This window comes from Microcoleus sp. Z1_A1 (assembly GCF_036700305.1).
In the GTDB taxonomy this organism is placed as follows: domain Bacteria; phylum Cyanobacteriota; class Cyanobacteriia; order Cyanobacteriales; family Microcoleaceae; genus Microcoleus.
This window is the reverse complement of record NZ_JAUBOR010000002.1, coordinates 229,620-254,364: the sequence shown is the minus strand read 5'-3', so window position 1 is coordinate 254,364 and position 24,745 is coordinate 229,620. Positions and strand designations below refer to the sequence as shown.

Genomic DNA, 24,745 nt, shown 5'->3' with positions numbered 1-24,745 from the left:
ATAATATTTCGTGGCCACCCCCAGATTCGATAAAAAACCCGGTTTCTTTGGTGGAAGTGCGTAATTCCTGACTTAGGAATGAGAACTAAATAACTTCCACTCTTGAAAGTGGGATGGGCGTCCCGCCCGTCCTTTTTGGACGGGCTATAAGAGCCCATCCCACAATAACAATTAAAATTGTAAGTTATTTAATTCGCGATCCTTATTAATTGGGTATTTCTATCTGCAATCAAAAATTATGACTACAGATACTTCCAACAAACATCACCTGCGATTGGCGCTGTTTTGGGCCTTACTGGGCACTCTGGCAGCGTTGGCATTATTTCCTTATGCGCTGTCTCTGAATCCAGCAGTCGCGCAACTGCCTACACCCTTACCTGTTATAGCTATTGCTTCCGCCCTTCAGACTGGACTTCTTTTGATTCTCCTGAATTGGATTGGGCTTCGCCTCGGTAACTCGATCGGACTTGATACCCCCATAGCTCGTGCTTTGGTATACGGACAGCCTTTCGCGCCAATATCTAAATCTGCCCTTAACACAGCGCTAATTGTAGGCTGCATCGGTGGCATCGTCTTAATTGGATTGAGTTTAGCTTTCCAACCTTGGATGCCGCCAATGGCAACTCCAACAACGCTCGAAATTGACCTGTGGAAACGCATATTAGCTTCCTTCTACGGAGGCATCACCGAAGAACTCTTGCTGCGACTGTTCGGTATGACATTGATTGCGTGGCTACTTTGGAAGATTTTTGAGCGAGACAAACCGCAACCCTCTACATTGATTTTTTGGCTGGCAATTGTGGCGGCTGCAATATTGTTTGGTGTGGGTCATTTGCCTGCGGCTGCGAATGTCTGGGCATTAACCCCGATCGTCGTTATCCGCACCATTACACTCAATGCCCTCTTAGGAATTCCCTTTGGTTTTCTTTACTGGCGTTGGGGATTAGAATACGCAATGTTATCTCATTTTTTGGCGGATTTGGTACTGCACGGAATTGGAGGAAGTTAGCAAGAGATGCAAACAATGCAATGGTACAACGAACCTTTACAATGGCATGAGGATAACGATGTTATCCACGTTACCGCAGGCGCCAAGACTGACTTTTGGCGCCAAACTCATTACGGATTTATTCGCGATAACGGCAACTTTTACTACCGTCAAGTGTCAGGCGACTTTACAGCCGAAGTCAAAATTACTGGTTGCTATCGATCGCTCTACGATCAAGCAGGATTGATGATTCGAGAGAGCGAAAATATCTGGCTAAAGTGCGGCATTGAGTTTGTTGAGGGAGTGCAAAACGTGAGTGCGGTTGTGACACGAGACTATTCCGATTGGTGTGTTATGCCGCTGGAAGTGCCGCCTGTTTCCCTGTGGCTGCGGGTAAAGCGCCGAGCTGAAACGGTGGAAGTGCAATACTCGTTGAATGGGTCAGACTATTCAATGATGCGACTGGCATATCTAACTGAGTCACCAATCGTTCAAGTTGGGTTAATGTGTGCGGCTCCCCAAGGTGAAGGCTTTGCAGTCGAATTTGAAGGCTTTAAGCATAGTAAGCTGATCTAATAATGTGGATGGTAAAAAAACGATTTCTGCGCCACTCCATATATAAAATTAAAATTAGGGGTAAGTGCTTTTCACTTACCCCTACCATTTTTTTGGCGCTTTTTAACTTACTAAAAAATCTAGCAATAAATCACCACAAAAGCGACGCCATTTATGCTAGAAATATTTGTCGATGTTGAGGGTCAAAATCATAAATGCTCCGAGCAAATGACCTGCGCTCATGCAAGCCAGAAATGCCGGTACGCTAACATTGTTGAACAAAGAGGGGAAGGGTAAAGGCATTTTCGGCCCGACGTGGGGATACCAAATTCGGCGACTGAGAACTAGCAATGCTAAGATATTGCAAACAAACATCACTAGAGGCTTTTGCCAATTTCCTGATGCTGTGTCAGCCAGTGTCGATTCTACTACTGCCAGTAAATTTGAGTTAATCATCGTTGATGCTCCTATTTTTCATAAATTATCAGAAATGCTTGATGAGATTTCTTGCCAAAAATACAGCAGGGGCGATCGCCTTTACGCCATAAATATCTGTTGCTATTAATATTCACCGCGCCAGCTACAGCGCCCCCACCCGTAATCGTCGAATCACAGCAAGAAGTCTTTTAATGCCATTCAAAAGTAACGAAAGATACAAAGGGACAAAACCATACTCGCTGCCATTTGTAACTTTTAGCCTGTCTGGCAGTGGCGGCATTTACTCACGCTGCCAGACAGGAAACACACCTACTCATTACTGAGCAATGTAGGTAGGCAGAAAGTGGAGAATGTCGCGCAGAACGCTAAATCCAGCAGCATCCCAGAGCAAATAAGCTAAGAAACCGATCATCGCTAAGCGACCGTTCCAAAGTTCTGCTTGTGGGTTGAAGCCAAACAAGAAGGCATTCCGATCTTTGCCGTTGTAAGCATTAGCTGTAGGAGGCAGGTTAGTAGGACGAGTTTCCATGTTTTTACATTCCTTAACAATGTTTCGCTTCTCATGGTAGCGGCCTAATTTCTGCTTTGCTATCTGTCTCTAGGCCCAAGATACACACAAGTCTAAAGGAGGATTTGGAAACGGAAAAAAAAATGTTAAGTTTTGTTTCGCGAGATTTTTCAGCGATCGCCTGTATCTGTAGATACTAAATACAAGTGCAAGTTGAGATTGCTGCTGTGACAAGCCCGATCGCGCTGCCGCGACAAACAACGGCGCTTTTGACTCGTCAGTAGATTTGAGATTTGAGATTTACTCTACAGATGAATCTGGAAGCTCTAAAATTTTGGCAGACTCACGACTGTTGTCGGAAAGCAAGTATCCGTTTTTGAGCTCGCTCAGACTGAATCCGCGAAATCCTAGAAGCAAGAAAATTTAGTAAATTTAAACTCAAAAGCCGAACACATAGCGCGGGAGTTAATTAAAATAGGAGATAAACAGATCGATCGGGAGAAACAGTTATCGAAACCATCTACGGCCATCTTCAAGGTTTAAAGTCCAGCCAGCTCAAGCAACTCGAAAAGCTGTACCACCAGCGACTACCGGGCGATCGCATTACCACTGCAGAATTCGCCCAGCGCGTCGCCGCCATCAGCACGGAAATAGACAAACCAATCTGCACCTACATCAACCGCCGCGGACAAGTAATTCGCGTCGGCGTCGGTTCACCCCGCCAAACCCAGATTGCACCCTTAGAATTACCCCGGTATGGGGGAGGTCGCCTCAGCGGCATTCGCTGCATCGCTACCCACCTAAAGCCAGAAAGCCCAAGCGAAGCAGCCCTCACAGCAATGGCTATTCAGCGCCTGGACGCCCTCGTTTGGCTGACACTGACGGGGGGAGGATTTCAGCGCCGGGGCGGCGGTGGGACTGGTTACATTCAAGAAGCTTATCTCGCTCACCTGATACCCCAGGGAGATCAGCCAAATTTTGAGTTCTCTGTTTTGAGCGCTCAGTTAGAACCAGATTCAACTGATGAAATAGAAGAGCCTTCAATTCCCAAGTCACTAATTCAAACTCCACACTTTCCCTGGAAAATATCAGAACCTCTGAATTTGGACGAACTCGCTGACCAAGACTTTCTGGATTTGGTGGAAGGACTCGAAGCAGAGTTTGAAGCAGAGTTTGTCGCGGGGGAGGTCGATGCAGACCAAGACAAAGTGCTGTTGGTAGGTGTAATGACTCAGCACATGACTCAGTTGGAGTTTGAGGACGGGCTGGCAGAAATCACGCGGCTGGTTGAAAGCGCCGGCGGTCAGGTTCTGCAAACAGTGCGCCAAAAACGATCGCGCCCCCATCCGCAGACAGTGGTCGGCGAAGGCAAAGTTCAGGAAATTTCCCTGACCGCTCAGACGATTAGCGCTAACCTCGTGGTATTCGATCGCGACCTGGCACCCGCACAAATACGTAACTTGGAAACTCAGATAGGTCTTCGCGTTGTCGATCGAACGGAGGTAATTCTCGACATCTTTGCCCAAAGAGCTCGATCGAGCGAGGGTAAATTGCAAGTCGAACTCGCTCAGCTAGAGTACGCCCTGCCCCGGCTCAGAGGTCGCGGTCAGGCAATGTCGAGACAGGGTGGCGGCATCGGTACCAGAGGCCCAGGGGAAACCAAGCTAGAAACCGAACGGCGGACGATCGCCAAACGCATTTCTCGATTGCAGCAAGAAGTAAATCAACTGCTGGCCCACCGCTTCCGGCTGCGGCAGAACCGCCATCATCACGATGTACCCTCAGTGGCGATCGTTGGCTACACTAACGCCGGTAAATCTACTCTGCTCAACCTGCTCACAAATTCCGAAGTCTATGCCGCCGACCAGTTATTTGCCACCCTCGACCCCACAACTCGACGGTTGACCATTCCTGGCACTGTCACTAGGGAACCGCTATCGATCGTCCTCACAGATACAGTGGGCTTTATTCGCGAACTGCCTCCCGCCTTGATCGACGCTTTCCGGGCTACCCTCGAAGAAGTCACTGACGCCGATGCTTTGCTGCACCTCGTCGATCTCTCCCATCCCGCGTGGCAGAGCCAAATTCGATCGGTCATGAATATTTTGACCGATATGCCCGTAACTCCCGGCCCAGCCCTTGTAGTCTTTAACAAAATAGATGCCGTAGATGGAGAGACTCTCGCCCTCGCCCGAGAAGAATTTCCTCAAGCAGTATTTATTTCGGCCGCCAAAGGTTTGGGGATGGAAACTCTCCGCGACAGACTAGCTCAGCTCATTCAATACGCCCTCTACCCTCGGTAAATACTTAAATATTCCTTTTGAATAGTTGACATGGGGGAATATACGTACATATACTGAGGACAGATTTAGTCGAAATATGAGATGATAAAAGAGTAGTCAGATTGTGCATGGCAAAGTACAATACAGCAGCTCTATTTGGCGAGCGGTTAAATAATTAATTCCCGGAGGCCGCGGTCAAGGTAAAAAGACTCTTTGTTAATGGCTGTAAGGGCTGTTGGTTCAGAGGTAGCAAAAAGATGTTGCTTAACTGTTGGTTAACTGTTGGTTAACTCTGTGCAAACTACCTGTCTGTGCAAACCTCTGTGCAAACCACGGTACGGGATGTCAAGGTAAAAGAGAATAATTTTATTAAAGTGTTTGGGCACTTACCTCAAGCGCTATACTATCTTTTACAGACGTCCGCGAGAGAATACATCTTATTGATTGTAAATTGATTGTAAGATTGATTGTAAGAACTCTAAAATCCTTGCCCGTCGTACAGCGCTAATCTCTAGGACTATTTCTATTTTTCGATTTTACCACTGTTTAACTAAATAGTTATGTGTACGCCACTGGCAAAACTAGCAATTGGACTCTCTGCCACAATGGCAACAGCGTTTTACTATCTAGCTGCCGCCCCTCCGGCAGCTGCAGTAGATGTCTGCGGTCCGGGAAATTATTCTACTGCCTGTGCCCCCCCGCCGGCACCCACCCCAACGGCATCGGAGAGCCCATTGGCGACCCAGCCCCGTTTATCCCAAATATACAGAACTACACCTTCGAGAAATGCAACTTCTATTCCGGAACCGGGTACTGCGATCGCAGTCCTACTGACAGGTGCAGGTATGATATGTTCCTGCAGAAAGCGAAACAATCAGGTTGGTCCGCAGCGCTAGGCAGGCTGATGACCAACCTGTTTGCCTTTAAAATGTCTCCGTTTTTTTTAAGCGAGGATATTTGTTTACTTAAATTTATATAAAAAATAAAAAGTTGTATAAAAAATAACTTGACACCTAGCTTGTGCGCTGCAAATAAAGCCGGATGTTGAAGGAAGAAAGCGATAGCGACTTCAATCAGGGTAAAAAAAAGGAAGAAGGCAAATGCACTTCCCTGCAAGGGTTTTAGCAATGAATAACCTCCGGTGCAACAGATAAGGTTGCTATATATAATAAAAATTAAAATATAAAAATTAAAATAAGATTGGTTAAGATCAATGCTTCGCACAGTTTTTGAGAACCCACCGTATAATAAGGGTTTCAAGGCTCCTAGGCAAGTTTGCTACCAACGAAAAATCGAGGGTTTCAGCCTAGGAAGTAAAAAAAGTCCGCACTAGGGTTAAGATTAAAATTAAAAAATATTGTTATTGTTTGAGCGTCCCATGACCCCTAAAGTAGAAATTTACACTTGGAGAACCTGCCCGTTTTGCATTCGTGCCAAAGCACTGCTGAAACGAAAAGGGGTTGATTTCACAGAGTACGCGATCGACGGAGATGAAGCGGCACGGGATCAAATGAGCGATCGAGCCCACGGAGGTCGCACCCTGCCCCAGATATTTATTAACGACCAACACATAGGCGGCTGCGACGACATCCACCAACTCGATACTCAAGGCCTGCTAGATCCGCTGCTAGCAGCAAAATGAGGCATTCCCTGTGGAATTTTCAATTAGCCCAAATTTTTAGGCGACCAATTCTTAATTTTAACTGACAATGAAATTTGCATTCATCATCGATCCCCTCGCGCGACTAATTCCAGGACACGATACCAGCGTAGCGCTGATGGAGGCAGCTCAAGAGTTGGGTCACGAAGTCTGGGCGACTCAAGCCAACGAATTAAGCGTCATCGGCGGCAAAACCTGGGCAATGCTCAGTCGGGTAGCCCTCACCCCAGTAAAAGTGGTAGAGGGACGCTGGGAGGCGGCTGAGGCTTGGTACCAGGTAGAACAGCCTACTTTGCAGCCTCTGGAAGCAATGGACGCTGTATTTATGCGGACAGATCCCCCAGTCAACATTCCTTACCTTTACGCTACTTACCTTCTAGATGGCATCGATCCGGCTAAAACTTTGGTAGTTAACAGTCCCAAAGGATTGCGGGCGGCGAATGAAAAGATGTATGCTTTGCAATTTGAGGGAGCGATCCCCGAAACAATTGTTTCTCAAAACAAGCAGGTAATTCGGCACTTTGTCGAGAAAAAAGGAGCAGCAGTTCTTAAACCCTTGGGCGGCAAAGCTGGCGAGGGGATTTTGTTTTTGGAAGCGGACGATCGCAATCTTAACTCCCTGGTCGAAATTAGCACTCAACAAGGGCAAATTCCAGTGATGGTTCAGACTTATCTGCCGGAAGCCAAAGAGGGAGACAAGCGGATTATATTGTTAAACGGCAAGCCGATCGGTGCTATCAACCGCATTCCCACGGGCAATGAATTTCGCGGCAACATGGCCGTCGGCGGCCGAGTCGCAAAAACCGAAATTACCGATCGCGAACTGGAAATTTGCACTCAGTTAGAACCAGTGCTGCAACGGGACGGACTGTACTTTGTCGGCATTGATATCATTGGCGGTTATCTCACAGAAGTTAATGTCACCAGCCCTACAGGGATCAGAGAAATTGACTTGTTTGAGGGCGTTAATTTGGGGAAACAAGTAATTGAATGGGTGGAGAAGGAAGAAGGAAAGCACGACACGGATTAGGACACGGATACACGGATTAATTATCGAGCGTTCCTTCTGATTTTGAAGTTATTAGTTATTAGTTAGTTGCTACCAATACCTAATACTTCGGTTACGCGGTTCATGAACGAAGTCGCAGGGCAGCACAAGTTCCCAATTCCCAATTCCCAATTATTAAATTATGTCAAAAATTGGCGTTGCAGTAGTCGGTACCGGTTTTGGTCAAAAAGTACACATTCCCGGATTCCAGGCCCATCACCGGACAGAGGTTGTGGCTGTTTATCACCGGAATTTAGACAAAGCAAAGGATCTCGCCTCTACCCACAATATCCCCTACGCTTGCGACTCGATCGCCGATATAGTAGCCATCCCAGAAGTGGCGGGAGTCAGCATTTCCACACCGCCCTTTTTGCATTATGAAATGGCAAAAACCGTCTTGGAAGCAGGCAAGCATTTATTATTAGAAAAACCCACAGCCCTGACAGCAAATGAAGCCAGGGAACTTTACCGATTGGCAAACAACGAATCTCAAACCGATTTTAAAAATGGTGGTTCGAGAGCAATTGCCACAATGGACTTTGAGTTTCGCTTCATCCCCGCATGGCAAATGCTAGCAGAACTATTGGCAGCAGAATATGTGGGAGAAAAGCGTTTAATTAAGATTGATTGGCTGGTATCGAGCCGCGCTGATGCGAGTCGCCCCTGGAATTGGTACGCGCAAAAAGAGCGAGGCGGCGGAGTTTTGGGCGCGACTGGTTCTCACGTTTTTGATTATATTAGCTGGCTGTTCGGCCCGCCACAGAGGCTTTCTGGGCAATTGATTACAGGAATTTCGCGGCGGCCAGATCCGAATGATTCGGGAAAATTAAAATTAGTTGATGCAGATGATTCTTGCACGTTGATGTTGGAATTAGCTGGGGGAACGCCTTGCCAAGTTTGTTTGAGTTCTGTTACGTATCAAGGGCGGGGACACTGGGTGGAAATATACGGGAGTAAGGGTACGTTGGTGTTGGGAAGCGACAACCAGCAAGATTACGTCCACGGATTTCGCTTGTGGGGTTCCCAAGGTGGAGAACCTTTAGCTGAAATCAAAATTCCTCAAAGATTGGAGTTTCCTCAAGTTTATCCAGACGGGAGAATTGCACCGTTTATTCGAGTAGTAGATAGGTGGGTTGAAGCAATAGATGCAGGTAAATCCTTGATACCGTCCCTCAGAGAAGGGGTTTACTCGCAGTTGTTGATGGATTTGACCCAGGAGTCGAATGCTACGGGGACTTGGGTAGATTTACCGAGTATTGATAAATTTTTGGGCACTAAGTAAAAACTCCCAAAGCAATCTCTCGCACTCGATCGCACCCCAAACCCGATAAACTACAAATAGAGAAACTCAATCCCACCCTATATCAAGAGTCGGTAGTTGTCAGTAACGAGCGGGCTAAAGCCACGCTCGCTTGTAAGAGCGATCGAGCAAGCTGTACTGACCAGCTATCGCCTTAACTGGCTACGTTATTTAGGTCACGACACCCGCTTGATGCGAAGCTAGTCCCTTGCTCTGTCGCTAGTAGTTAAACAGCCTTAAAGTCACTGAGGCAGTGCGGCCAGCCGGCGCAAGCCTCTATAACATTGGCGAAGCTAACATTACCCCGCAAGGGAGATCGAGGCAACCATACCTCACCAGAGGGGCAACCATACCCCTCTACCCCGCAAGGGGATTCAAAGCGATTGAAATCGCCGGGTCGTTTTCCTCTCAGGACTAAAGTCTCTGAGCTTCCCACTTACCGAGCTTTTTTGTGAATGGCGCGCCCTGAAAGTCCTTGCCTCAGTATAGCGATCGCTCGCCTGAGAACCGCTGGGGCAAACCATTTTGCCACTTGGGTTCTACAAGCTCCTTATCCCAGCGGGTACGTTCACCACGACTGTATGTGGCCCGATACCCTCTCCCAATCTTGGAAAGCTTGGCAGGAAATGTTTTCGCCCTCCGGGACAATTCACGAATTGCCCCTAAATCCTGATGGCAGTTTGGTCTCGCCAGAAAACAACCAGAATATACTGGCAGAAACTGAACAACGAATACCGACGCCCTCTGTGCCCCTCCACCTCGGTCAAGGGGGGTGGGGCGACAAGGGGGATCAGCATCCGCCTCGGCCACCGGCAAGCTACAGCAGTCGCCTGATGCAGCATTTGGGGATTAATCTTTGGCAGTGGCTGTTTGAAGGGCCGATTCAGGGTAGTCTGCAGGAAAGTAAAGGTATCGCGATCGGGCAAAATCTACCCCTGCGAGTGCGCGTAGACTTGCGCGAACCGTATTTAATTGCTTTACCTTGGGAAATTATGCAGCCTCAAGCTGGTCAACCAGCAATTTCTCTGTCGCAGCAATTGCTTTTTAGCCGCACTACCAGCAATGTTGAACCTTTGCCACCCCTGCATCCTGCGGAGTCGCTCAACATTTTGCTAGTTTTGGGACAAGCAGAACCAGGCGGCGGTGCTAATTCTCAATTTTCCAACAGTAATAACGGTCATTTGCAGTTGGGAGAAGAAGCACTCGCCCTAGCTGGCATTCTGGAAAGTGCTTTTCAAACCGACGACAGCGGCAAATATTTTGACATCAGCGTTCCGACTCGCGTCGATACTCTGATCGAACCTACTGCGGCGGAACTCATTTCTCGGCTGGAAACGCAAACTTACAACATTCTGTTTTACGCCGGCCACGGGATACCGGGCCCCGACGGCGGTTTGCTGTTTTTGGGGCCGGAAACGGCGATTAATGGCACTGAACTGGCTCAAGTATTAGTTCGGTGCCGCGTGACTCTGGCGGTGTTTAATGCCTGCTGGGGAGCTCAGCCGGCGGTGGAGAGGTGGCACTCAACTAACGGCCAGCAACAGGCGATCGCCCGCAGCAGTTTGGCTGAGGTACTGATCCATCACGGGGTGCCTGCGGTGTTGGGGATGCGGGACTCGATCGCCGATCGCGAGGCCCTGAGTTTTATCCAAACTTTTGCCCAAGCTTTGGCCGGACGGATGTCGATCGATCGGGCAGTCGCCGTCGCCAGACAGCAGTTACTGACGCTCTACAAGTTCAATCAACCGGCTTGGACGCTGCCTGTGCTGTATATGCACCCTGAGTTTGACGGTCAGCTAACTGAGCCGGTAGATGACCTGAAAACTGAGTTGCCTTTAAATTCTTCTACTTGGCTGGGACGGTTGCCGTCTTGTGCTTATTTGCGGGGGCGCGATCGACCCAATGGCAAATCCACCGACTCGAGCAATCAGGTTTGGCCCATTCGCGCAGGTATGGTTCGAGTCGGACGCTGGGAAGAAAACGACGTAGTGATTCGAGAACAGTGGGTTTCTCAAAAACACGCCGAGATTTTCTGCCGAAACACGATCGGAGATAGCCGGGAAGAACCTAGCTACTTCCTGCGCGATTTTTCTCGCTACGGGACTCTAGTTTTGGGCTCTGAGGGATGGCAGAGAGTTCACCACCAAGAATTGCTGCTACGCAGCGGGACTCAGCTAAAATTTGGCAGTTCTCAAGGTCAGATTTTTGAGTTCACTATTGAGGTTCCTAAAACTTCGGGCTACAGTGAGACTGATTGCGGAACGAATTAAGGTGCGGGTGTAGCTAATGAAGACAAGCGGCGAGTAGCACAGCAAAGTTCTAGGCGTTAAGTCTCCAGTCTGAATTTAAGAGAGTTACTCACCACTGATAGCTCGGCACTAGCTCTTGGCACAGTCCCCCCTCTGTCTTTTCCTTTTCCCACTTAGGTATTACATCATGGCTACCCAATCTACTGATTCTGAATATTTTCGCGATTCTCAAACTCAGGCCCAGATGGAACTTCTCGCCACAATTGTTCAGACTGATGTTGCTTACCCCTGGAATCCTGCACAGCTTGAATCGGAATCTTATTTAACTGCCCTAGAGCAGGAATTTGCGCTATCTGATTCATTCAGCGACAGCGATATTGCCCTGAAGTCCCAAGTTTTATTCTCGCAATTAGAACAAGTTTGGCTGACGACTTCTCTGCAAAAGTCTTTGCGCGAGAAATTTGCTCGCGTTCCTCAAGATTTTCTGGCCAGCATCGCTCAAAGCGTGCAAAACGCCACTGTTAAGTATCAATCTTTAGCTGACCAAATGGTAGAGTGCGTCTTAGATATTTTGCCTCAGTGGGCTGAGGAAGATTTGCAGGTGTTGGCACGTCCTTTGGCTTATGCCATGCGAGATGTGGATTCGGAAGGGGGAGAATTAGTGATGGCTACTAAAAGACCTTGGGCCCAATTGTCGGAAATAGAACAAGCCAGAGTTAGTTTGGCTGTCGCCCGCTATGCAATCTCGCAATTAGAAATTGCTGATTAGTTTTTGGATGGCTAAATTTTTGTGCTGCGATCGCGGTAATTTTTTTAAATTAATATAAAATTAATCTACCTTTAGTTAGATGTCAAATTCGGCTAATTGTTAAATCCTAGGGATTGCTATAGTTTGATATAGCAATCCTATTTGATTTGTAGAGTAGCACCAATCCGTAGTATTTCGGCGTAATCCGAGGTATTGCAGCTACTCCAGACCACTCAAAGCGAGTAATCGTTATCTCTAAGCGTTTAAGTTCACACCTTGGGATTCGCTAGTTCCAAGCTCTGTAAGTAGATTGTTAAACATCCGAGATTGGTTAGAGGAAGTGCAATCTGCATAGTACCGAGAAGATAACAGGGTTGAAGCAAACTTTACTTTTAGGAAGCAACGCCAAAATGTTGAAACCCAATTTCGTTTTTGTAATTGATGCCAACAAGAAACCGCTGACACCATGTAAGCCTTCTATGGCGAGACGTTTATTATCGATGGGTAGAGCGTCTGTTTTTAGAAGATATCCGTTCAGCATCATTCTCAAAAAAGAGGTTGCAGATATTCCTAAACCCGTCACAATTAAACTAGACCCCGGTTCTAAAACCACAGGGATTGCTCTTGTTCAAAACGACAAAGTAATCTTTGGTGCTGAGTTGACTCATCGCGGTCAAGCCATCAAAGCATCTTTAGAATCCCGTCGTTCTCTACGTCGGGGGAGGCGTTATCGTCACACTCGCTATCGGCAAGCACGGTTTCTCAATCGCACCCGCCCTTCAGGTTGGTTGCCTCCAAGTTTGCAGCATCGCGTAGAAACTACTTTGACATGGGTGAATAAATTAATCAAATTTGCACCCATCAGTGAGATCGTTCAGGAGCTTGTCAGATTTGATTTACAACAACTTGAAAACCCAGAAATCTCAGGCATTCAGTATCAGCAAGGCATTTTATGTGGGTACGAAATCCGCGAGTATTTATTGAATAAATGGAACAGGAAATGCGCTTACTGCGACGTGACTGACACACCATTGCAAGTCGAACACATCCAGCCCAAAGCAAAAGGTGGCACAAATCGGATCTCCAATCTGTGCCTGGCTTGCGAGAAATGCAATCTCAAAAAAGGGACTCAGGATATTAGCGTTTTCTTAGCCAAAAAGCCAGATGTTCTGCGATCGGTTCTAGCTCAAGCAAAACGCCCATTAAAAGACGCGGCGGCTGTCAACTCAACCCGATGGGCATTGTTCAACCGACTCAAAGAAGCGGGTATTCCTGTCTCCACAGGTTCGGGTGGTCTGACCAAATACAACCGCACTCGATTAAGCCTGCCTAAAACTCACTGGTTAGATGCGGCTTGTGTGGGTCAGATTGATTCCTTGGAGATGCTCGCCTTACAGCCCTTGCTGATTAAATCAACAGGACAAGGGAATCGACAGTCCACTAGAAACGATAAATACGGTTTTCCTTGTGCCAAGCCTAGACAGTCTTTTACTCATTGTAGGACTGGTGATATTGTTGCCATTCAGCTTCTAGAAGACCGCAAGCGATTCCAATCAGGACTTTACGTTGGACGGGTCAAGACTCCAACAGATAAAGGTGTTGAGATTAAGATCGGTAATTTTAGACTAAGTACAAAAGATATGAGCAACGTCAAATTCTTGCACAAACAAGATGGCTATCAATATGCGTCAATCAACTCCGCTTTACTCCAATAAAGGCGTTTCTAGTAATTAGACAAGATATAGCCTTTCTCTGTAACATGAGGTGCACGCTTGATAAGCGGGCATAGGCCTCCGTGGGCATAGGCCTCCGTGGGCATACCTCACCAAGATTGAGAACTGGTGTAATTTTTTTTGAACTATAGCAAGCGCGCCCGACGTTTATGACTGAGATGTGGCAGAATTTTTAGTAAGATTTTTATGGGCGGCGTCGCAGAAACGGCCCCCAAGAAATATTTTTTATTATGGAACAGGCCGGAAAGCCTGTTACGGACATTGCTGAAATCCTTGCCGAATATTGCTTCTGACCGAAAGCATCCAGGATACAAGCCCCCCAATTTATCCGGGGGGTCAATGCTTCAATTCTTTAATCTAAAATCTAAAATCTAAAATCGATTGACTTCTCTCCTCGGTAACTAAAGCCTTCTTCCTTCTTCCTTCTGCTATATTTGGCCAGGTTTGGACTCGCTTAGCAGTTTGGCAACAGCAAGCAAGATGAATTATCATACAAGGGTCAGAATGTTAAAAAATGTAAAAATAGTAATTGGGGAGTGTCGGAATTTTCAACTGAAGTAAAAAGTGGACAGCAGGAAACCCTTACTGTGGCATGCACGATCGGGACTTTAAAATTATTTTATGACAACTTCAAGATTTGATTTTCAAGACTTGAAACGCCGCTTTGGGCGGATTTCGCGGGTGCAGACGGCAACGCTAGTCGTGTTGGGGGTGGTTGCTTTCGCAGGTGCGATCGCCGCAGCCTGGTTTGGCAGTGAAGGTACAGTCAGCGGTATTTTTGCCACAATTAACATTTGGCAGCAAAACCCGCCTGTGTGGCTGCAAGTGCCTGCTACGAGCAAGATGTATTTGTTACTGCCGACTTTTATGCTGGTTTCGACCGCTTTAGCTGCAATTAAAATTTCGCCTCAACCGCAGAAATGGTCGCGCGCTGTGGTAGTTGCAATAGTTCTGGCTTTAACGATTCGCTACGTTTTATGGCGATCGCTCGCTACTCTAAATTTAACCGATCCCCTCAACGGTATCTTTAGTTTGGGGCTGTTTTTCCTAGAAATGTTACTGGTTTTTAACAGCAGTATTCAATTGTATTTAATGCTGAGAATGAAAGACCGGCGTCGAGAAGCCGATCGCATGGCAGTTGCAGTGGAAGCTGGAAACTTCACCCCGCCCGTAGATATTTTTATCCCAACTTACAACGAACCGGCTTTCATTTTACGGCGCAGTGTAATCGGCTGTCAAGCCTTAGATTATCCCAACAAAAAAGTATATTTGCTCGACGATACCAAGCGGTCTGAAATCAAGTTGCTGGCAAAAGAACTGGGATGCGAGTATATAACCAGACCCGATAATATTCACGCCAAAGCTGGAAACATCAATCATGCCACAGCCCTAACAAATGGAGAACTAATTGTAGTTTTCGATGCAGATTTTATTCCCACTAAAAACTTTTTAACTCGCACAGTTGGATTTTTTCAAAATCCCGAGATCGCCCTCGTTCAAACACCGCAAAGCTTTTACAATCACGACCCCATCTCCCGGAATTTAGGTTTAGAAAATGTGCTCGCGCCGGAAGAAGAAATCTTTTATCGGCAAATTGAAATCATCAAAGACAGCGCCGACAGCGTAGTTTGTTGCGGTACATCTTTTGTTGTGAGGCGAAGTGCTTTAGAAGCAGCGGGAGGCTTGGTCACAGATTCAATCTGCGAAGATTATTTTACCGGAATTCGGCTGTCAGCAACCGGATATCGCTTAGTTTATTTAGATGAAAAATTGAGTGCTGGTTTGGCGGCTGAAAGTATAGAGGCTCATCTAAATCAAAGGCTACGCTGGGCGCGAGGCACGCTTCAGGCATTTTTTATTGATTCCAATCCTTTAACAATTCGCGGTCTCAGATTCGTACAAAGGCTGTCTCATTTGGAAGGATTGTTGCACTGGTTTACCAGTTTAACCAAGGTTTTATATCTGTTGATACCTTTAGCTTATTCATTTTTTGGCATAATTCCTTTGCGGGCAAGTGCGCGGGAATTGCTGTACTTTTTCCTGCCTTACTATTTGGTGCAACTGACTGTGTTTTCTTGGCTGAACCGCCGATCGGGATCGGCTTTGCTTTCGGATATTTATTCGTTCGTCCAGTGTATTCCTTTAGCGGTGACGGTGGTGAGTTCCATGCTGAATCCGTTTGGGAAAGGGTTTCAGGTGACGCCAAAAGGAATGGCGAGCGATCGCTTTCGTTTTAACTGGAATTTGGGATGGCCTTTGATTGTCTTGTTCGCAGCTACAGCAGTCAGTTTGTGGCACAATTTAAACATTAATTTAGTTAAAAATTTTGGCACCGTACAGTCAATATCAGAAAGTGCAGATTTGTCAAAAAGCCTGGGTTGGGGATGGATTTGGAGCGCGTACAACCTGCTGATGCTGGGGATTGCCTTGCTGATTTTGGTGGATATTCCTAAGCCGGACATTTACGAATGGTTCAATTTACGCAGGGTTGTACAACTGAATATTGGCGGTCAAAGTTTTTGGGGTGTAACCACTGTAATTTCGGAAAGTGGCGCGGAAGTTGCTTTGACACAGTGGCCAAGTTTTGCGGTGAAAAATAAAGGCAGTAAAGAGAGTTTTACAGCAGCAGACATTTTGCCAAAATATGCCGTTCCGACAACTTTATCCCAGGGTAAAATAAAAGCGCTCCCTCGCAGTGCGACAGTCAAAGCAAGGAGATATGTAGGGCCGTCTGTTGTTGAGTTGGGTACTAAGGGGAGTTTGGCCAAAGGTTTGATTGATTGCGATTCGGCGACTTTGGAAATTATGGAAGAGAACTGTTTTATTCCTGTGGCTAAGATTGAGTTGGTGAGCGATAAATCTCAGTTGGAGTCGAGTTTTCGGGATGGAAAAGAGTGCAGTTTTGCGGAATTTCCCACTGTGCGAATTGCGTTCGATCGCCTGAACATTAGCCAGCACCGCTGTTTGATCGAAATGCTGTATTGTCGCCCGGGGCAGTGGCAGCGCCAGGAAACTCCCGGAGAATGGCGATCGCTGTGGCTGTTGTTGAGAATTGCTTTGAAACCGAGGGCTGTTTTTGAGAGGAATAGGGCAGTTAGACCGATCGCAGTTTCGCAACTTTAGATCGAGTTTCCATCCCGCGCGGCTTGCACCAAACCTTTATCGCGCCAACAAACAATCCCATCAAGCTGCCCCCGCCAAAGAACAATGGTACATTTTATAGCAACCGCCAAGACGGTTAGGACGTTGTTAGGAATGAGAATTAAATAACTTAGAATTTTGATGGTTCTTGTGGGATGGGCGTCCCGCCCGTCCAGAAAGGGCGGCCGGGACGCCCAACTCACAAACTTGTGTAAATTATTTAATTCGCGATCCTTAATGGCTGACACGATTGATTTTATTGCTTCTTCCTTCTTCCTTCTGCTAAGCTGTTGCGCGTTTAAATTGCATATTCGGGACGGGCTAGAAGCCCATCCCACAATAATTTGAGTGATTTTTGACACACAATTTAAATGGAGAACAGCTTATACATAGACAAATGACCAGAACTTGTTTTTTAATTAATCGGCACAAACTCGTAACCGTAACTGGTGCGATTTCCGGGTTTAACAGTTACTAATTGAACTGCGCGATTACGATCGCCCGAAGGTAAAAACCGAATCGGGCCCGATGCTCCTTTTGCCGAAAAATCTGAAGCCGATAACGCTTGTTGAATGCCTGTACGAGTCGGATTGCGCTCTAAACCGGCAATTAACGCGATCGTCGCATCGTAGGCTAAAGCTGTGCGCCAACTTACTTCAGCATTCCAAAGTTGTTTGGATGTTTGGGGAAAGTTGGACTGCGGATCTGCGAGAATGTGCCAAGGAACAGCCAGCACCATATCTGTTGCTCCTGCGCCACCTATTTGCAGTGTTTTAGCAGTATAAGCACCGTCTCCCGCTAGTAATGGCAGCCGTTTGGCGTTTACTTGCACTACTTGCAAAGCTTGGTCGATCGTGGTTGAATCGGATGCTAACAGAATCACTTCTGCTCCTTGGGCGATCGCACTTTTAACGCTATCGGCGGCATTAAAATTGCCATTAGCAAAGTCAAATTCCAATACTATTTGTCCTCCATCTCCGTAAACAGCCGTCGTGAATTCATCTTTTAAAGATTTGCTGTAACTGCTAGCAGAATTAAAAAATACAGCAGCTTTTTGCTTTTGCAATTTTTCCACCATATAACGGGAAAGAGCATTAGCTGCAAACCGATCGCTCGGCACTGTCCGAAATATATTGTTGGCAACTCCTGAGAGCTGCACTGACGTACTTGTTGGAGAAATTGCTACTAATTGTTTTTGCTGGTAAATCTTGCTAGCTGCTAGCGTTGTATCTGAACCAAAATGCCCAATTACTCCTATAATCTCCGAATTATTTGCTAAAGCAGTAGCAATTTGGGCAGCCATTTCTTGGTTGTTGTCATCCTTAGCAATTAGCACTTTTAATGGAGTCCCGCTAACGCCGCCTCTTTGGTTGATTTCATTTTGAGCTTGAGCTACGCCCCGCAGAATTTCTAGAGCCGCATTGATATCGCCTCCAATGGGAACTGCGGCGGCAATTGTGTAGGATTTCCGATCGCCGATGCGGGCGTTGTTGAGGTAAATTAAGGCTTCGGGATCGTTGCGATTGGTTTTCAGCGAAGCTTGTAAGTCGGAAATAGCTGCGTTATAGTTGCCAGATGCGATCGCCTGTACTGCTGCTTGTTTAGTTGTTGTGGCTTGCTCTGGAATTAACACTTTTTGTCCGGCACTCAGACGCTGCTCAATTGCCTGATCTGACTGCGACGAATTAGTCGGAGGCTTGGGAAATGTCGGATTTTGGGGTGATAAACCCCCGACATTGATGCCGCCTCGGCTTGTCAGCCACCAAATACCTGCACCGGCTAGTCCGATCGTAATTAGGAGGGATAAGATGAGAACAGCAGTTTCATTTTTTTGTGACATAATTTTACATTTTTAGATTTTTGAAATAACGAAGTCATTAGTCATTGTCATTAGTTATTAGGAGCAAGTAAAAAACCTTGATCGAGGAGAAAAAGTGATTTTAACTTGGCGATCCCGAATTGATGTATGGTGCGTCAGATAGGGTAATTTTATCTATCAATTGATGCTTTCGGAGCTGAGGCACCATGCAAGCCTAAAATCCAGTAGTCACTACTCCCTTATTATATGCGATCGCCCGGACATGATATAATTCAGTAACATTGGCCTAGTAAAAATAGCGCTCGCACTGTTTAGTCTGAATGCCTTCAAGGTGGTTCCACCAGAAAAGTGCAGGAATTTTTATAAGTTACCGATTCAAAGATTAGTGAACCCTACCCTGCAAGAGCGCCACTTCCTCCATTCCCAATTTAGTTAAGCAGGCAAGAAATGATAACTGGTGGATTAGATAAAACGCTGAGTGTTGGAACTGAATTATACAATCTAAGGTGAGTAAACCTGAGAACTACCTTGAATAACACCTAGGGGGTAACTCTTCATTCCTGTATTTAGTTACAAATTTTTACGTTAAAGTTGGGTATATATCATAAACCTTTAAAAAAAAGCTTTTCTTAATGATATCTTTATTTTTCTCCGCGAGTGGCAGTGGGAGGGAGGCTGTAACAGCAAAGGGTTGGGTAAAATAATTAAAGTTTGTTGAAATTTATAAAAATAGCTGCAATACTTTGTAATGTAAAGAGGAAAGTTGAAAAATATCTAAAGACAAACTAATTGGATTGCGATGTCGCTAAGGTAGTATATATGACGGTTTGTCACCGAAAAAGAGTGTTAAGCTCAGCTAAGCTCAGCAAAAGTAAAAGCTCGCTATTTCATTAAGTTCGATCGATAACAAAGGCTAAGGTAAAGTTCATGGCAAACTCAGTTTTAAATCAGCCAAAAGCAGCAGGAGTGCAGTGGCAGCCAAAAGATATTATCCGCGGCTTAGTGTGGAAAATTGCGATCGCAACCTGGCTGTTAATGGCAGTAGGCAGCGCCACGCGAGTCATGAATGCGGGGCTCGCTTGCCCCGACTGGCCGCTGTGCTACGGTCAATTAATACCTGCAGCGCAAATGAATTTGCAGGTATTTCTGGAATGGTTTCACCGATTGGACGCAGCAGCGATTGGCCTGAGCGCGATCGCACTTTTAGGACTATCTTTGTTTTACCGCAGCAGCCTGCCAAAATGGCTGCCAATTGCGAGCGCCGGAGCACTATTTTTAATCGTTTTTCAAGGCGTATTGGGCGGCTTGACAGTAACACAACTGCTGAGATTTGACATCGTTACCGCTCACTTGGGAACAGCTTTACTATTTTTTGGCGCCCTGCTAGTCATCGGTTTCATGCTGACTCCCTACCAAGCTACAGGAAATGTCGGCAAATTAGCTTGGGTAAGTTCGATCGCAGCATTGTTAGTTTACCTGCAAAGTTTGCTAGGAGCATTAGTAGGCTCTAGATGGGCACTGCACCAATGTTTGGACTCCTCAGAATTGTGCTCGGTAATGAACAGCCACATCGCCGGTATCGTACCAGCTACAGCAGCGACTTTAGCAGTAGCAGTCATGGCTTGGCGGCAGCCTGCACTGAGTCCAAATTTGCGAAAACTGGCTAACTGGGCGAGTGTTTGCCTAATGGCTCAATTAGTTCTGGGATTAGCAACATTCCGGCTGCACCTTCAGGTAGAACCGCTGACAGTCGCCCACCAAGCAGTCGGTGCTGCTTTGCTGGGAACCCTGATAGCTTTTAGTGTTTTAGCTTGGCGCGATCGAGTTTTATCAGCTTGAGAGTAATATTATGTCCGGTAGCATCGTTATTATTATAATCCAAGGTCTTGTAGGGGCGGGTTCACCATCATTCTCGATAAAAGCCAACAGTTTCCTAAACCCGCCCCGCCCAGACAAGCACCAATCAACCGGACACTCTCTAAAACGCAGATTTATCTATTCCTTGAGTAAGAGAGGGCTGATTTATCTCTCGTCGGTGGGGGCGGGTTTATTAATCCTTTTAGCTACGGCAGATATCTCTCGTAAAACCCGCCCCTACGAACCAATGACAACTAACTGACAACTGAAAACTAACAACTAATAACCGATGCAAGAAGTTCTTACAAACAATAGCCCCCGTCTCCACGAAAACTTTTCGCAAGTCGTGAAAAGTTACTATCAACTAACAAAACCCAGAATTATTTTACTGCTGCTAATCACGACATCAGCAGGAATGTGGATGGCGGCCAAAGGAGAAGTAGATCCGCTATTACTGGTATCAACTATTACTGGAGGCGCTTTAGCTTCTGCGTCGGCGAATACGATTAATTGTGTCTACGACAGCGACATCGATTATATCATGGAGCGCACCCGGTGGCGGCCGATTCCTTCGGGGCGTGTCAAGAAGCGGGATGCTTTGATATTTGCGATCGCCCTAGCTACAATATCCTTTACATTGCTCACAGTTGTTGCCAACTTATTAGCGGCATTGCTAGCAATGTCAGGCATCCTTTTCTATGTCCTAATTTACACCCACTGGCTGAAGCGTCACAGCGTGCAAAACATCGTCATCGGCGGTGCAGCAGGGGCGATTCCGCCGCTAGTTGGGTGGGCTGCGGTGACGGGAGATTTGAGTTGGGGTGCGTGGCTGCTGTTTGGGATTATATTCCTGTGGACACCGCCGCATTTTTGGGCATTAGCAATGATGATTCGCGATGAATACAAGGAAGTAGGCGTGCCCATGTTACCTGTAATTGAGGGCGACGAAGAGACAGCCCGCCAAATTTGGATTTACACGCTATTGATGATTCCTGCAACTTTGCTGCTAGTTTATCCCCTGAATTTAGCCGGCGCGGTGTATGCGGGAACAGCTATTTTCCTCGGTGCTATTTTTGCCCAAAAAGCTTGGTTGCTGTTGCAGACTCCAGAGGATAAGATTGTTGCGCGATCGCTCTTCAAATACTCTATTCTGTACCTGATGCTATTGTGCGCGGGAATAGTGGTTGACAGTTTGCCTGTGACTCATAATTTGACTACTGCTCTTTTACAAAATGTGCAAACTTTGATGAGTGCGGTTGTAATGTAGTAATCAGTTAAATTGCCATGATTAAAATGAAGCCCGCATCTTGCGGGTTTTGTTTATGGTAAAATAGCAATAGTCATTCTTCCATCTGCGTAAATCTGCGTAAATCTGCTTTAATCTGCGGTAAAAAAAAGAGCGAAAGAACATGACAGAAACCATTTAGCTAAATATAAAATCACATTCCAGCTACTTTGAGCATCTTGAATAAATATACTAAGTGTAAAATTAAAGTAGGAGGAAAGTTCTGATGGCTGAGAATACTGTGAAAGTAGACATCTCATTTCAATCACTGCTGGAAGCTATTTCGTCACTGGGAATTGCTGAAAGATACAAGATATGGGAATTTTTGGAAGCTGAATTATTCCCGGATGAGGACGATTATCCAGAAGATATTGCCGAAATTGAAGCGGCCCGTGCTGATTACAAAGCTGGAGATTACACAACTTTCGATCGATATATGGCCGGGCGGGCAAATAAATCGACATGACTTACACTATCCTTACCCCTAAAGCTGTACAAAAGCAGCTAGATGCCCTGCCCAATGATGTCTACGATCGTATCGCTGTCAAGATTTTGCAACTTGCCGAAAACCCGCGCCCAGATGGGGTGGTCAAGCTCAAAGGTGCTGACAATGAGTACCGTATTCGGATCGGTGATTATCGCGTTCGTTATGAAATCGGCGATGAAGAACTAATCATTCTCCTATTACAATGCAAACATCGGAAAGATGTTTACAAAGCATGATGTTTCTTCACCTACTATCTCACTCATGCTTCTTTACCAAAGTTGCTGTACAAAGCTTCAAGACGCTTGGCTTCTGCTGCTTGATGGATTAAATCAGTTTCAATTTCTGCGGTGTTGGCATGATAGTAGGTGAGTGCGGCGTAGACTTCGGCGAGGGTGAGATGAGAAATGCGATCGCAAATCTCTTCAGCATTCAATCCTCGCTTGTACCAGGTTACAATCCGGCGAACGGTAACACCTTTACCGAGGATGTGGGGACATCCACCGTGCAGTTCGGGAGTGCGTGTAATGAGCGTACCAATGTCAATAGATACTGCTGTGGTCATAAACTATGGAAGTTTGAAGGGACTGATCTCTATTACAGCATAGCGATCGCAGAATTATATCGCGGTGTGAATTTCGATCGATAAATGAAGTAAGCTAGAGATACAGGTTTCAAACAAAATCATGACTGAACTCCTTCAACAGGCGATCGCCCAAATCCAAAAACTCCCACCCGATCGGCAAGATGCGATCGCGGCTCGGTTTTTGGCAGAGTTGCAGGACGAGCAAAAATGGGAAACTCGTTTTGCTGACACGACAGACGATCAATGGGATCAGATGGCTGCAATGGTACGTCAAGAAATTGCGGGAGGAGAAACGGTTCCACTTGATGAGGTTTTCCCAACACAAAAATGAAATCAAGTGTTACAAAGTCATTTCGCACGCGGCTAGAGAGTCTTCCTGCATCAGTTCAGGAACAAGCCGATAAAGCTTATGCCCTTTGGCAGGATGATCCTTATCATCCAAGTCTTCAGTTCAAGCGAGTCAGTCAGAAGCAACCGATTTATTCTGCTCGTATCAGTATCAATTATCGTGTTTTAGGTTTATTGGAAGCCGATCGTATTTACTGGTACTGGATTGGTGTACACGACGAGTACGATGAATTGCTGAAACGGATGTAGTTTAAGGCGATCGAATTCGTCAACCCCCCGCTACCGTAAATGGCGATCGCAGAATTATATCGCGGTGTGAGTTTTGGGCGATAAATGAAGTAAGCTAGAGACAAAGGTTTCAAAATAATTGTTAAATTTATTGCAGTAAGCAAGCGATGAGATTGTCCTAATGAGACTATTTTATGATGACACCAAATGTTGAAATTTTGAAAACAGAGTTCCGTGAATTCTGTGTAGATAATTTGGTGGTACGTAACATCAATGATATTTTTACTGCTGCTGGAATTGCACAGGGAAAATCCGAGAAGAATTCAAGTGGAACTCGTAGATCACTTGTTGAAGATTATTATGCTTCCCTAAATTGGGAAAGTATGGAGTCGATCCGAAAGTTTGTGAAAGTTTTAGAAAACACATTACTTATAAGTTGGATTAGTGAGGAGAGGAAACAAGAATTACGCTTGCTTTGTGAAAAGCACGGTTTTACAGTAGACAAGAATGGTTATAGAGTTTACCCTGCCAATCTGGGGGTAGGTAACAACGTTAAGAATTTGATTTTTGCAGCGACTGGACCAAAGCCAGAAATCATCTTCTCTGATTCAGTCAGCAACGATATTGAGATAGTCAAAAATGCGGATTATTGTCTCATATACGATCGTCCAATCAAGTCACACGGTCTTCTTTGGAAGGAGCTTGTTGATTGGTGGAGGGAGAGAGAACAACTAAATAACGAATCAGATAGAGAGGTCGGCCGAAAACTATATTCTCGTTTGGATAAATCATTTAGTTCTCAGCCGGAGAAGTTATTTTGGAGAAGTTATTTTAAGAAGTTTTATGAGTCATTCAACGAGAAACTTCCGGCTCTAGTCCCACAAGTTTATTTGCACTATGACCCGTATACACTTAAGCAGTTGCAAGCTCGGCGTCGCTTGGTGCGCCAAAGAATGGATTTTTTGTTTCTGCTATCAGATCGAATAAGGATAGTAATAGAAATTGACGGGAAGCAGCATTATGCTGAAGAAGATACAGCCAGTCCAAGGCTATATTCTGAAATGGTTGCTGAAGATAGACGGCTAAAGCTATGTGGTTATGAAGTGTATCGATTTGGAGGTTATGAACTTAATAACGAAAGTGAAGCGGAAATAATAGTAGAGCATTTTCTGGTCAACCTATTCAAACGTCACGATCTGATAGCACACGCAACCTAACAACGTTCAAATTCCAACCCAAAGGTGAATGCCATGCAAGCCAAACTTCAAGAACAACTTTCTCCTGCTGATGCCGAAGTTATTTTGGGACGTTTGCCAGAACGAATTAAAGCAGCTCTAATCGCGCGTGCTGCGGAAATTGAATATCCGATCGAAGCGCTGATCGAAATGGCGATCGCCAGTTTTCTCGACACAGAAGCATTAGGTTTCGTAGATTGCAAACCAGGACGCGGGCAGTAAAAGCGACAAGAGCTTTAAACCCCCGTTTTAG

The 24,745-nt window shown here is 46.0% G+C and carries 25 protein-coding genes; 18 read left to right on the top strand and 7 right to left on the bottom strand.

Features of this window, described 5'->3' with window-relative positions:
- Nucleotides 1–238 precede the first annotated feature (238 nt).
- Together QT973_RS02280 and QT973_RS02275 are read left to right on the top strand one after the other, a co-directional pair.
- Complete coding sequence (locus QT973_RS02280; protein ID WP_333209767.1) at nt 239–1,009, top strand: CPBP family intramembrane glutamic endopeptidase; 771 nt, start codon at nt 239–241, stop codon at nt 1,007–1,009.
- A 6-nt stretch (nt 1,010–1,015) separates the two neighbouring features.
- Complete coding sequence (locus tag QT973_RS02275) at nt 1,016–1,564, top strand: DUF1349 domain-containing protein (protein WP_333231412.1); 549 nt, start codon at nt 1,016–1,018, stop codon at nt 1,562–1,564.
- A 156-nt stretch (nt 1,565–1,720) separates the two neighbouring features.
- Here QT973_RS02275 and QT973_RS02270 read toward each other — a convergent pair whose 3' ends face one another.
- From QT973_RS02270 to QT973_RS02260, 3 genes are all read right to left on the bottom strand, one after another.
- Nucleotides 1,721–1,999, bottom strand: coding sequence for a Photosystem I reaction center subunit PsaK (locus QT973_RS02270; RefSeq protein ID WP_333209770.1), 279 nt, complete (start codon nt 1,997–1,999; stop codon nt 1,721–1,723).
- A gap of 298 nt (nt 2,000–2,297) precedes the next feature.
- A complete protein-coding gene (locus QT973_RS02265) occupies nt 2,298–2,510 on the bottom strand; it encodes a chlorophyll a/b-binding protein (protein ID WP_333056696.1) in 213 nt (70 codons plus the stop codon).
- Between the two features lie 511 nt (nt 2,511–3,021).
- On the bottom strand, nt 3,022–3,147 hold the full coding sequence (locus QT973_RS02260) for a hypothetical protein (protein WP_263053573.1): 126 nt from the start codon (nt 3,145–3,147) through the stop codon (nt 3,022–3,024).
- A gap of 4 nt (nt 3,148–3,151) precedes the next feature.
- On the opposite strand from QT973_RS02260, the gene hflX reads away from it, so the two are divergent.
- Nucleotides 3,152–4,792 (top strand): GTPase HflX, encoded by a 1,641-nt coding sequence (hflX, locus tag QT973_RS02255; RefSeq protein ID WP_333390488.1) that lies wholly within the window; start codon nt 3,152–3,154, stop codon nt 4,790–4,792.
- Nucleotides 4,793–5,447: 655 nt separating this feature from the next.
- Here hflX and QT973_RS02250 read toward each other — a convergent pair.
- A complete protein-coding gene (locus tag QT973_RS02250) occupies nt 5,448–5,645 on the bottom strand; it encodes a hypothetical protein (RefSeq protein WP_333056697.1) in 198 nt (65 codons plus the stop codon).
- A gap of 504 nt (nt 5,646–6,149) precedes the next feature.
- Here QT973_RS02250 and grxC point away from each other — a divergent pair.
- The 7 genes from grxC (at nt 6,150) to QT973_RS02215 (ending at nt 16,632) form a co-directional block, all read left to right on the top strand.
- Nucleotides 6,150–6,413 (top strand): glutaredoxin 3, encoded by a 264-nt coding sequence (gene grxC / locus QT973_RS02245; protein WP_333056698.1) that lies wholly within the window; start codon nt 6,150–6,152, stop codon nt 6,411–6,413.
- Nucleotides 6,414–6,480: 67 nt separating this feature from the next.
- On the top strand, nt 6,481–7,461 hold the full coding sequence (gshB, locus tag QT973_RS02240) for a glutathione synthase (RefSeq protein ID WP_333240424.1): 981 nt from the start codon (nt 6,481–6,483) through the stop codon (nt 7,459–7,461).
- Nucleotides 7,462–7,621: 160 nt separating this feature from the next.
- Entirely contained in the window at nt 7,622–8,761 is a 1,140-nt protein-coding gene (locus QT973_RS02235) for a Gfo/Idh/MocA family oxidoreductase (RefSeq protein ID WP_333056700.1), read from the top strand.
- Nucleotides 8,762–9,234: 473 nt separating this feature from the next.
- Nucleotides 9,235–11,049 (top strand): CHAT domain-containing protein, encoded by a 1,815-nt coding sequence (locus QT973_RS02230; protein WP_333209773.1) that lies wholly within the window; start codon nt 9,235–9,237, stop codon nt 11,047–11,049.
- A gap of 166 nt (nt 11,050–11,215) precedes the next feature.
- Nucleotides 11,216–11,797: a hypothetical protein gene (locus QT973_RS02225; protein ID WP_333209775.1), complete on the top strand. Its 582-nt coding sequence runs from the start codon at nt 11,216–11,218 to the stop codon at nt 11,795–11,797.
- Between the two features lie 389 nt (nt 11,798–12,186).
- A complete protein-coding gene (gene iscB / locus QT973_RS02220) occupies nt 12,187–13,491 on the top strand; it encodes an RNA-guided endonuclease IscB (RefSeq protein ID WP_333209835.1) in 1,305 nt (434 codons plus the stop codon).
- Between the two features lie 639 nt (nt 13,492–14,130).
- Entirely contained in the window at nt 14,131–16,632 is a 2,502-nt protein-coding gene (locus QT973_RS02215) for a glycosyltransferase family 2 protein (RefSeq protein WP_333390471.1), read from the top strand.
- On the opposite strand, the gene QT973_RS02210 is transcribed toward QT973_RS02215, so the two are convergent.
- Nucleotides 16,629–16,898, bottom strand: coding sequence for a hypothetical protein (locus QT973_RS02210; protein ID WP_333204682.1), 270 nt, complete (start codon nt 16,896–16,898; stop codon nt 16,629–16,631). The two genes, QT973_RS02215 and QT973_RS02210, sit on opposite strands and share 4 nt — an antisense overlap.
- Nucleotides 16,899–17,065: 167 nt before the next feature.
- Nucleotides 17,066–18,490 (bottom strand): ABC transporter substrate-binding protein, encoded by a 1,425-nt coding sequence (locus QT973_RS02205; protein ID WP_333056706.1) that lies wholly within the window; start codon nt 18,488–18,490, stop codon nt 17,066–17,068.
- 906 nt (nt 18,491–19,396) lie between these two features.
- Between QT973_RS02205 and QT973_RS02200 the strand changes: the two genes are divergently transcribed.
- The 4 genes from QT973_RS02200 (at nt 19,397) to QT973_RS02185 (ending at nt 22,334) form a co-directional block, all read left to right on the top strand.
- A complete protein-coding gene (locus QT973_RS02200; protein WP_333339545.1) occupies nt 19,397–20,308 on the top strand; it encodes a heme A synthase in 912 nt (303 codons plus the stop codon).
- A gap of 307 nt (nt 20,309–20,615) precedes the next feature.
- Nucleotides 20,616–21,593, top strand: a complete 978-nt coding sequence (locus tag QT973_RS02195) for a heme o synthase (protein WP_333231419.1) — start codon at nt 20,616–20,618, stop codon at nt 21,591–21,593.
- A gap of 244 nt (nt 21,594–21,837) precedes the next feature.
- Nucleotides 21,838–22,077, top strand: a complete 240-nt coding sequence (locus tag QT973_RS02190; RefSeq protein ID WP_333056710.1) for a hypothetical protein — start codon at nt 21,838–21,840, stop codon at nt 22,075–22,077.
- Nucleotides 22,074–22,334: a type II toxin-antitoxin system RelE/ParE family toxin gene (locus QT973_RS02185; RefSeq protein ID WP_333056712.1), complete on the top strand. Its 261-nt coding sequence runs from the start codon at nt 22,074–22,076 to the stop codon at nt 22,332–22,334. Before QT973_RS02190 ends, QT973_RS02185 begins: the two co-directional genes overlap by 4 nt.
- A 23-nt stretch (nt 22,335–22,357) precedes the next feature.
- On the opposite strand, the gene QT973_RS02180 is transcribed toward QT973_RS02185, so the two are convergent.
- Nucleotides 22,358–22,660, bottom strand: a complete 303-nt coding sequence (locus tag QT973_RS02180; RefSeq protein ID WP_333390467.1) for a DUF433 domain-containing protein — start codon at nt 22,658–22,660, stop codon at nt 22,358–22,360.
- Nucleotides 22,661–22,781: 121 nt separating this feature from the next.
- Here QT973_RS02180 and QT973_RS02175 point away from each other — a divergent pair, with 121 nt between their 5' ends.
- From QT973_RS02175 to QT973_RS02160, 4 genes are all read left to right on the top strand, one after another.
- Nucleotides 22,782–23,012: a hypothetical protein gene (locus QT973_RS02175; protein ID WP_293208071.1), complete on the top strand. Its 231-nt coding sequence runs from the start codon at nt 22,782–22,784 to the stop codon at nt 23,010–23,012.
- Nucleotides 23,009–23,278: a ParE family toxin-like protein gene (locus tag QT973_RS02170; protein WP_333056714.1), complete on the top strand. Its 270-nt coding sequence runs from the start codon at nt 23,009–23,011 to the stop codon at nt 23,276–23,278. The genes QT973_RS02175 and QT973_RS02170 overlap by 4 nt, the downstream gene beginning before the upstream one ends.
- Nucleotides 23,279–23,451: 173 nt before the next feature.
- Complete coding sequence (locus QT973_RS02165) at nt 23,452–24,474, top strand: DUF559 domain-containing protein (RefSeq protein ID WP_333056715.1); 1,023 nt, start codon at nt 23,452–23,454, stop codon at nt 24,472–24,474.
- Nucleotides 24,475–24,507: 33 nt separating this feature from the next.
- Nucleotides 24,508–24,714, top strand: coding sequence for a hypothetical protein (locus tag QT973_RS02160; RefSeq protein ID WP_333056716.1), 207 nt, complete (start codon nt 24,508–24,510; stop codon nt 24,712–24,714).
- Nucleotides 24,715–24,745 lie beyond the last annotated feature (31 nt).

Excerpts from the sequence above, each read along its gene's own strand:
- QT973_RS02280 (WP_333209767.1), top strand. The coding sequence starts at position 239 with ATGACTACAGATACTTCCAACAAACATCACCTGCGATTGGCGCTGTTT.
- QT973_RS02275 (WP_333231412.1), top strand. The coding sequence starts at position 1,016 with ATGCAAACAATGCAATGGTACAACGAACCTTTACAATGGCATGAGGAT.
- QT973_RS02270 (WP_333209770.1), bottom strand. The coding sequence starts at position 1,999 with ATGATTAACTCAAATTTACTGGCAGTAGTAGAATCGACACTGGCTGAC.
- QT973_RS02265 (WP_333056696.1), bottom strand. The coding sequence starts at position 2,510 with ATGGAAACTCGTCCTACTAACCTGCCTCCTACAGCTAATGCTTACAAC.
- grxC (WP_333056698.1), top strand. The coding sequence starts at position 6,150 with ATGACCCCTAAAGTAGAAATTTACACTTGGAGAACCTGCCCGTTTTGC.
- gshB (WP_333240424.1), top strand. The coding sequence starts at position 6,481 with ATGAAATTTGCATTCATCATCGATCCCCTCGCGCGACTAATTCCAGGA.
- QT973_RS02235 (WP_333056700.1), top strand. The coding sequence starts at position 7,622 with ATGTCAAAAATTGGCGTTGCAGTAGTCGGTACCGGTTTTGGTCAAAAA.
- QT973_RS02230 (WP_333209773.1), top strand. The coding sequence starts at position 9,235 with ATGGCGCGCCCTGAAAGTCCTTGCCTCAGTATAGCGATCGCTCGCCTG.
- QT973_RS02225 (WP_333209775.1), top strand. The coding sequence starts at position 11,216 with ATGGCTACCCAATCTACTGATTCTGAATATTTTCGCGATTCTCAAACT.
- iscB (WP_333209835.1), top strand. The coding sequence starts at position 12,187 with ATGTTGAAACCCAATTTCGTTTTTGTAATTGATGCCAACAAGAAACCG.
- QT973_RS02215 (WP_333390471.1), top strand. The coding sequence starts at position 14,131 with ATGACAACTTCAAGATTTGATTTTCAAGACTTGAAACGCCGCTTTGGG.
- QT973_RS02205 (WP_333056706.1), bottom strand. The coding sequence starts at position 18,490 with ATGTCACAAAAAAATGAAACTGCTGTTCTCATCTTATCCCTCCTAATT.
- QT973_RS02200 (WP_333339545.1), top strand. The coding sequence starts at position 19,397 with ATGGCAAACTCAGTTTTAAATCAGCCAAAAGCAGCAGGAGTGCAGTGG.
- QT973_RS02195 (WP_333231419.1), top strand. The coding sequence starts at position 20,616 with ATGCAAGAAGTTCTTACAAACAATAGCCCCCGTCTCCACGAAAACTTT.
- QT973_RS02190 (WP_333056710.1), top strand. The coding sequence starts at position 21,838 with ATGGCTGAGAATACTGTGAAAGTAGACATCTCATTTCAATCACTGCTG.
- QT973_RS02185 (WP_333056712.1), top strand. The coding sequence starts at position 22,074 with ATGACTTACACTATCCTTACCCCTAAAGCTGTACAAAAGCAGCTAGAT.
- QT973_RS02180 (WP_333390467.1), bottom strand. The coding sequence starts at position 22,660 with ATGACCACAGCAGTATCTATTGACATTGGTACGCTCATTACACGCACT.
- QT973_RS02175 (WP_293208071.1), top strand. The coding sequence starts at position 22,782 with ATGACTGAACTCCTTCAACAGGCGATCGCCCAAATCCAAAAACTCCCA.
- QT973_RS02170 (WP_333056714.1), top strand. The coding sequence starts at position 23,009 with ATGAAATCAAGTGTTACAAAGTCATTTCGCACGCGGCTAGAGAGTCTT.
- QT973_RS02165 (WP_333056715.1), top strand. The coding sequence starts at position 23,452 with ATGATGACACCAAATGTTGAAATTTTGAAAACAGAGTTCCGTGAATTC.
- QT973_RS02160 (WP_333056716.1), top strand. The coding sequence starts at position 24,508 with ATGCAAGCCAAACTTCAAGAACAACTTTCTCCTGCTGATGCCGAAGTT.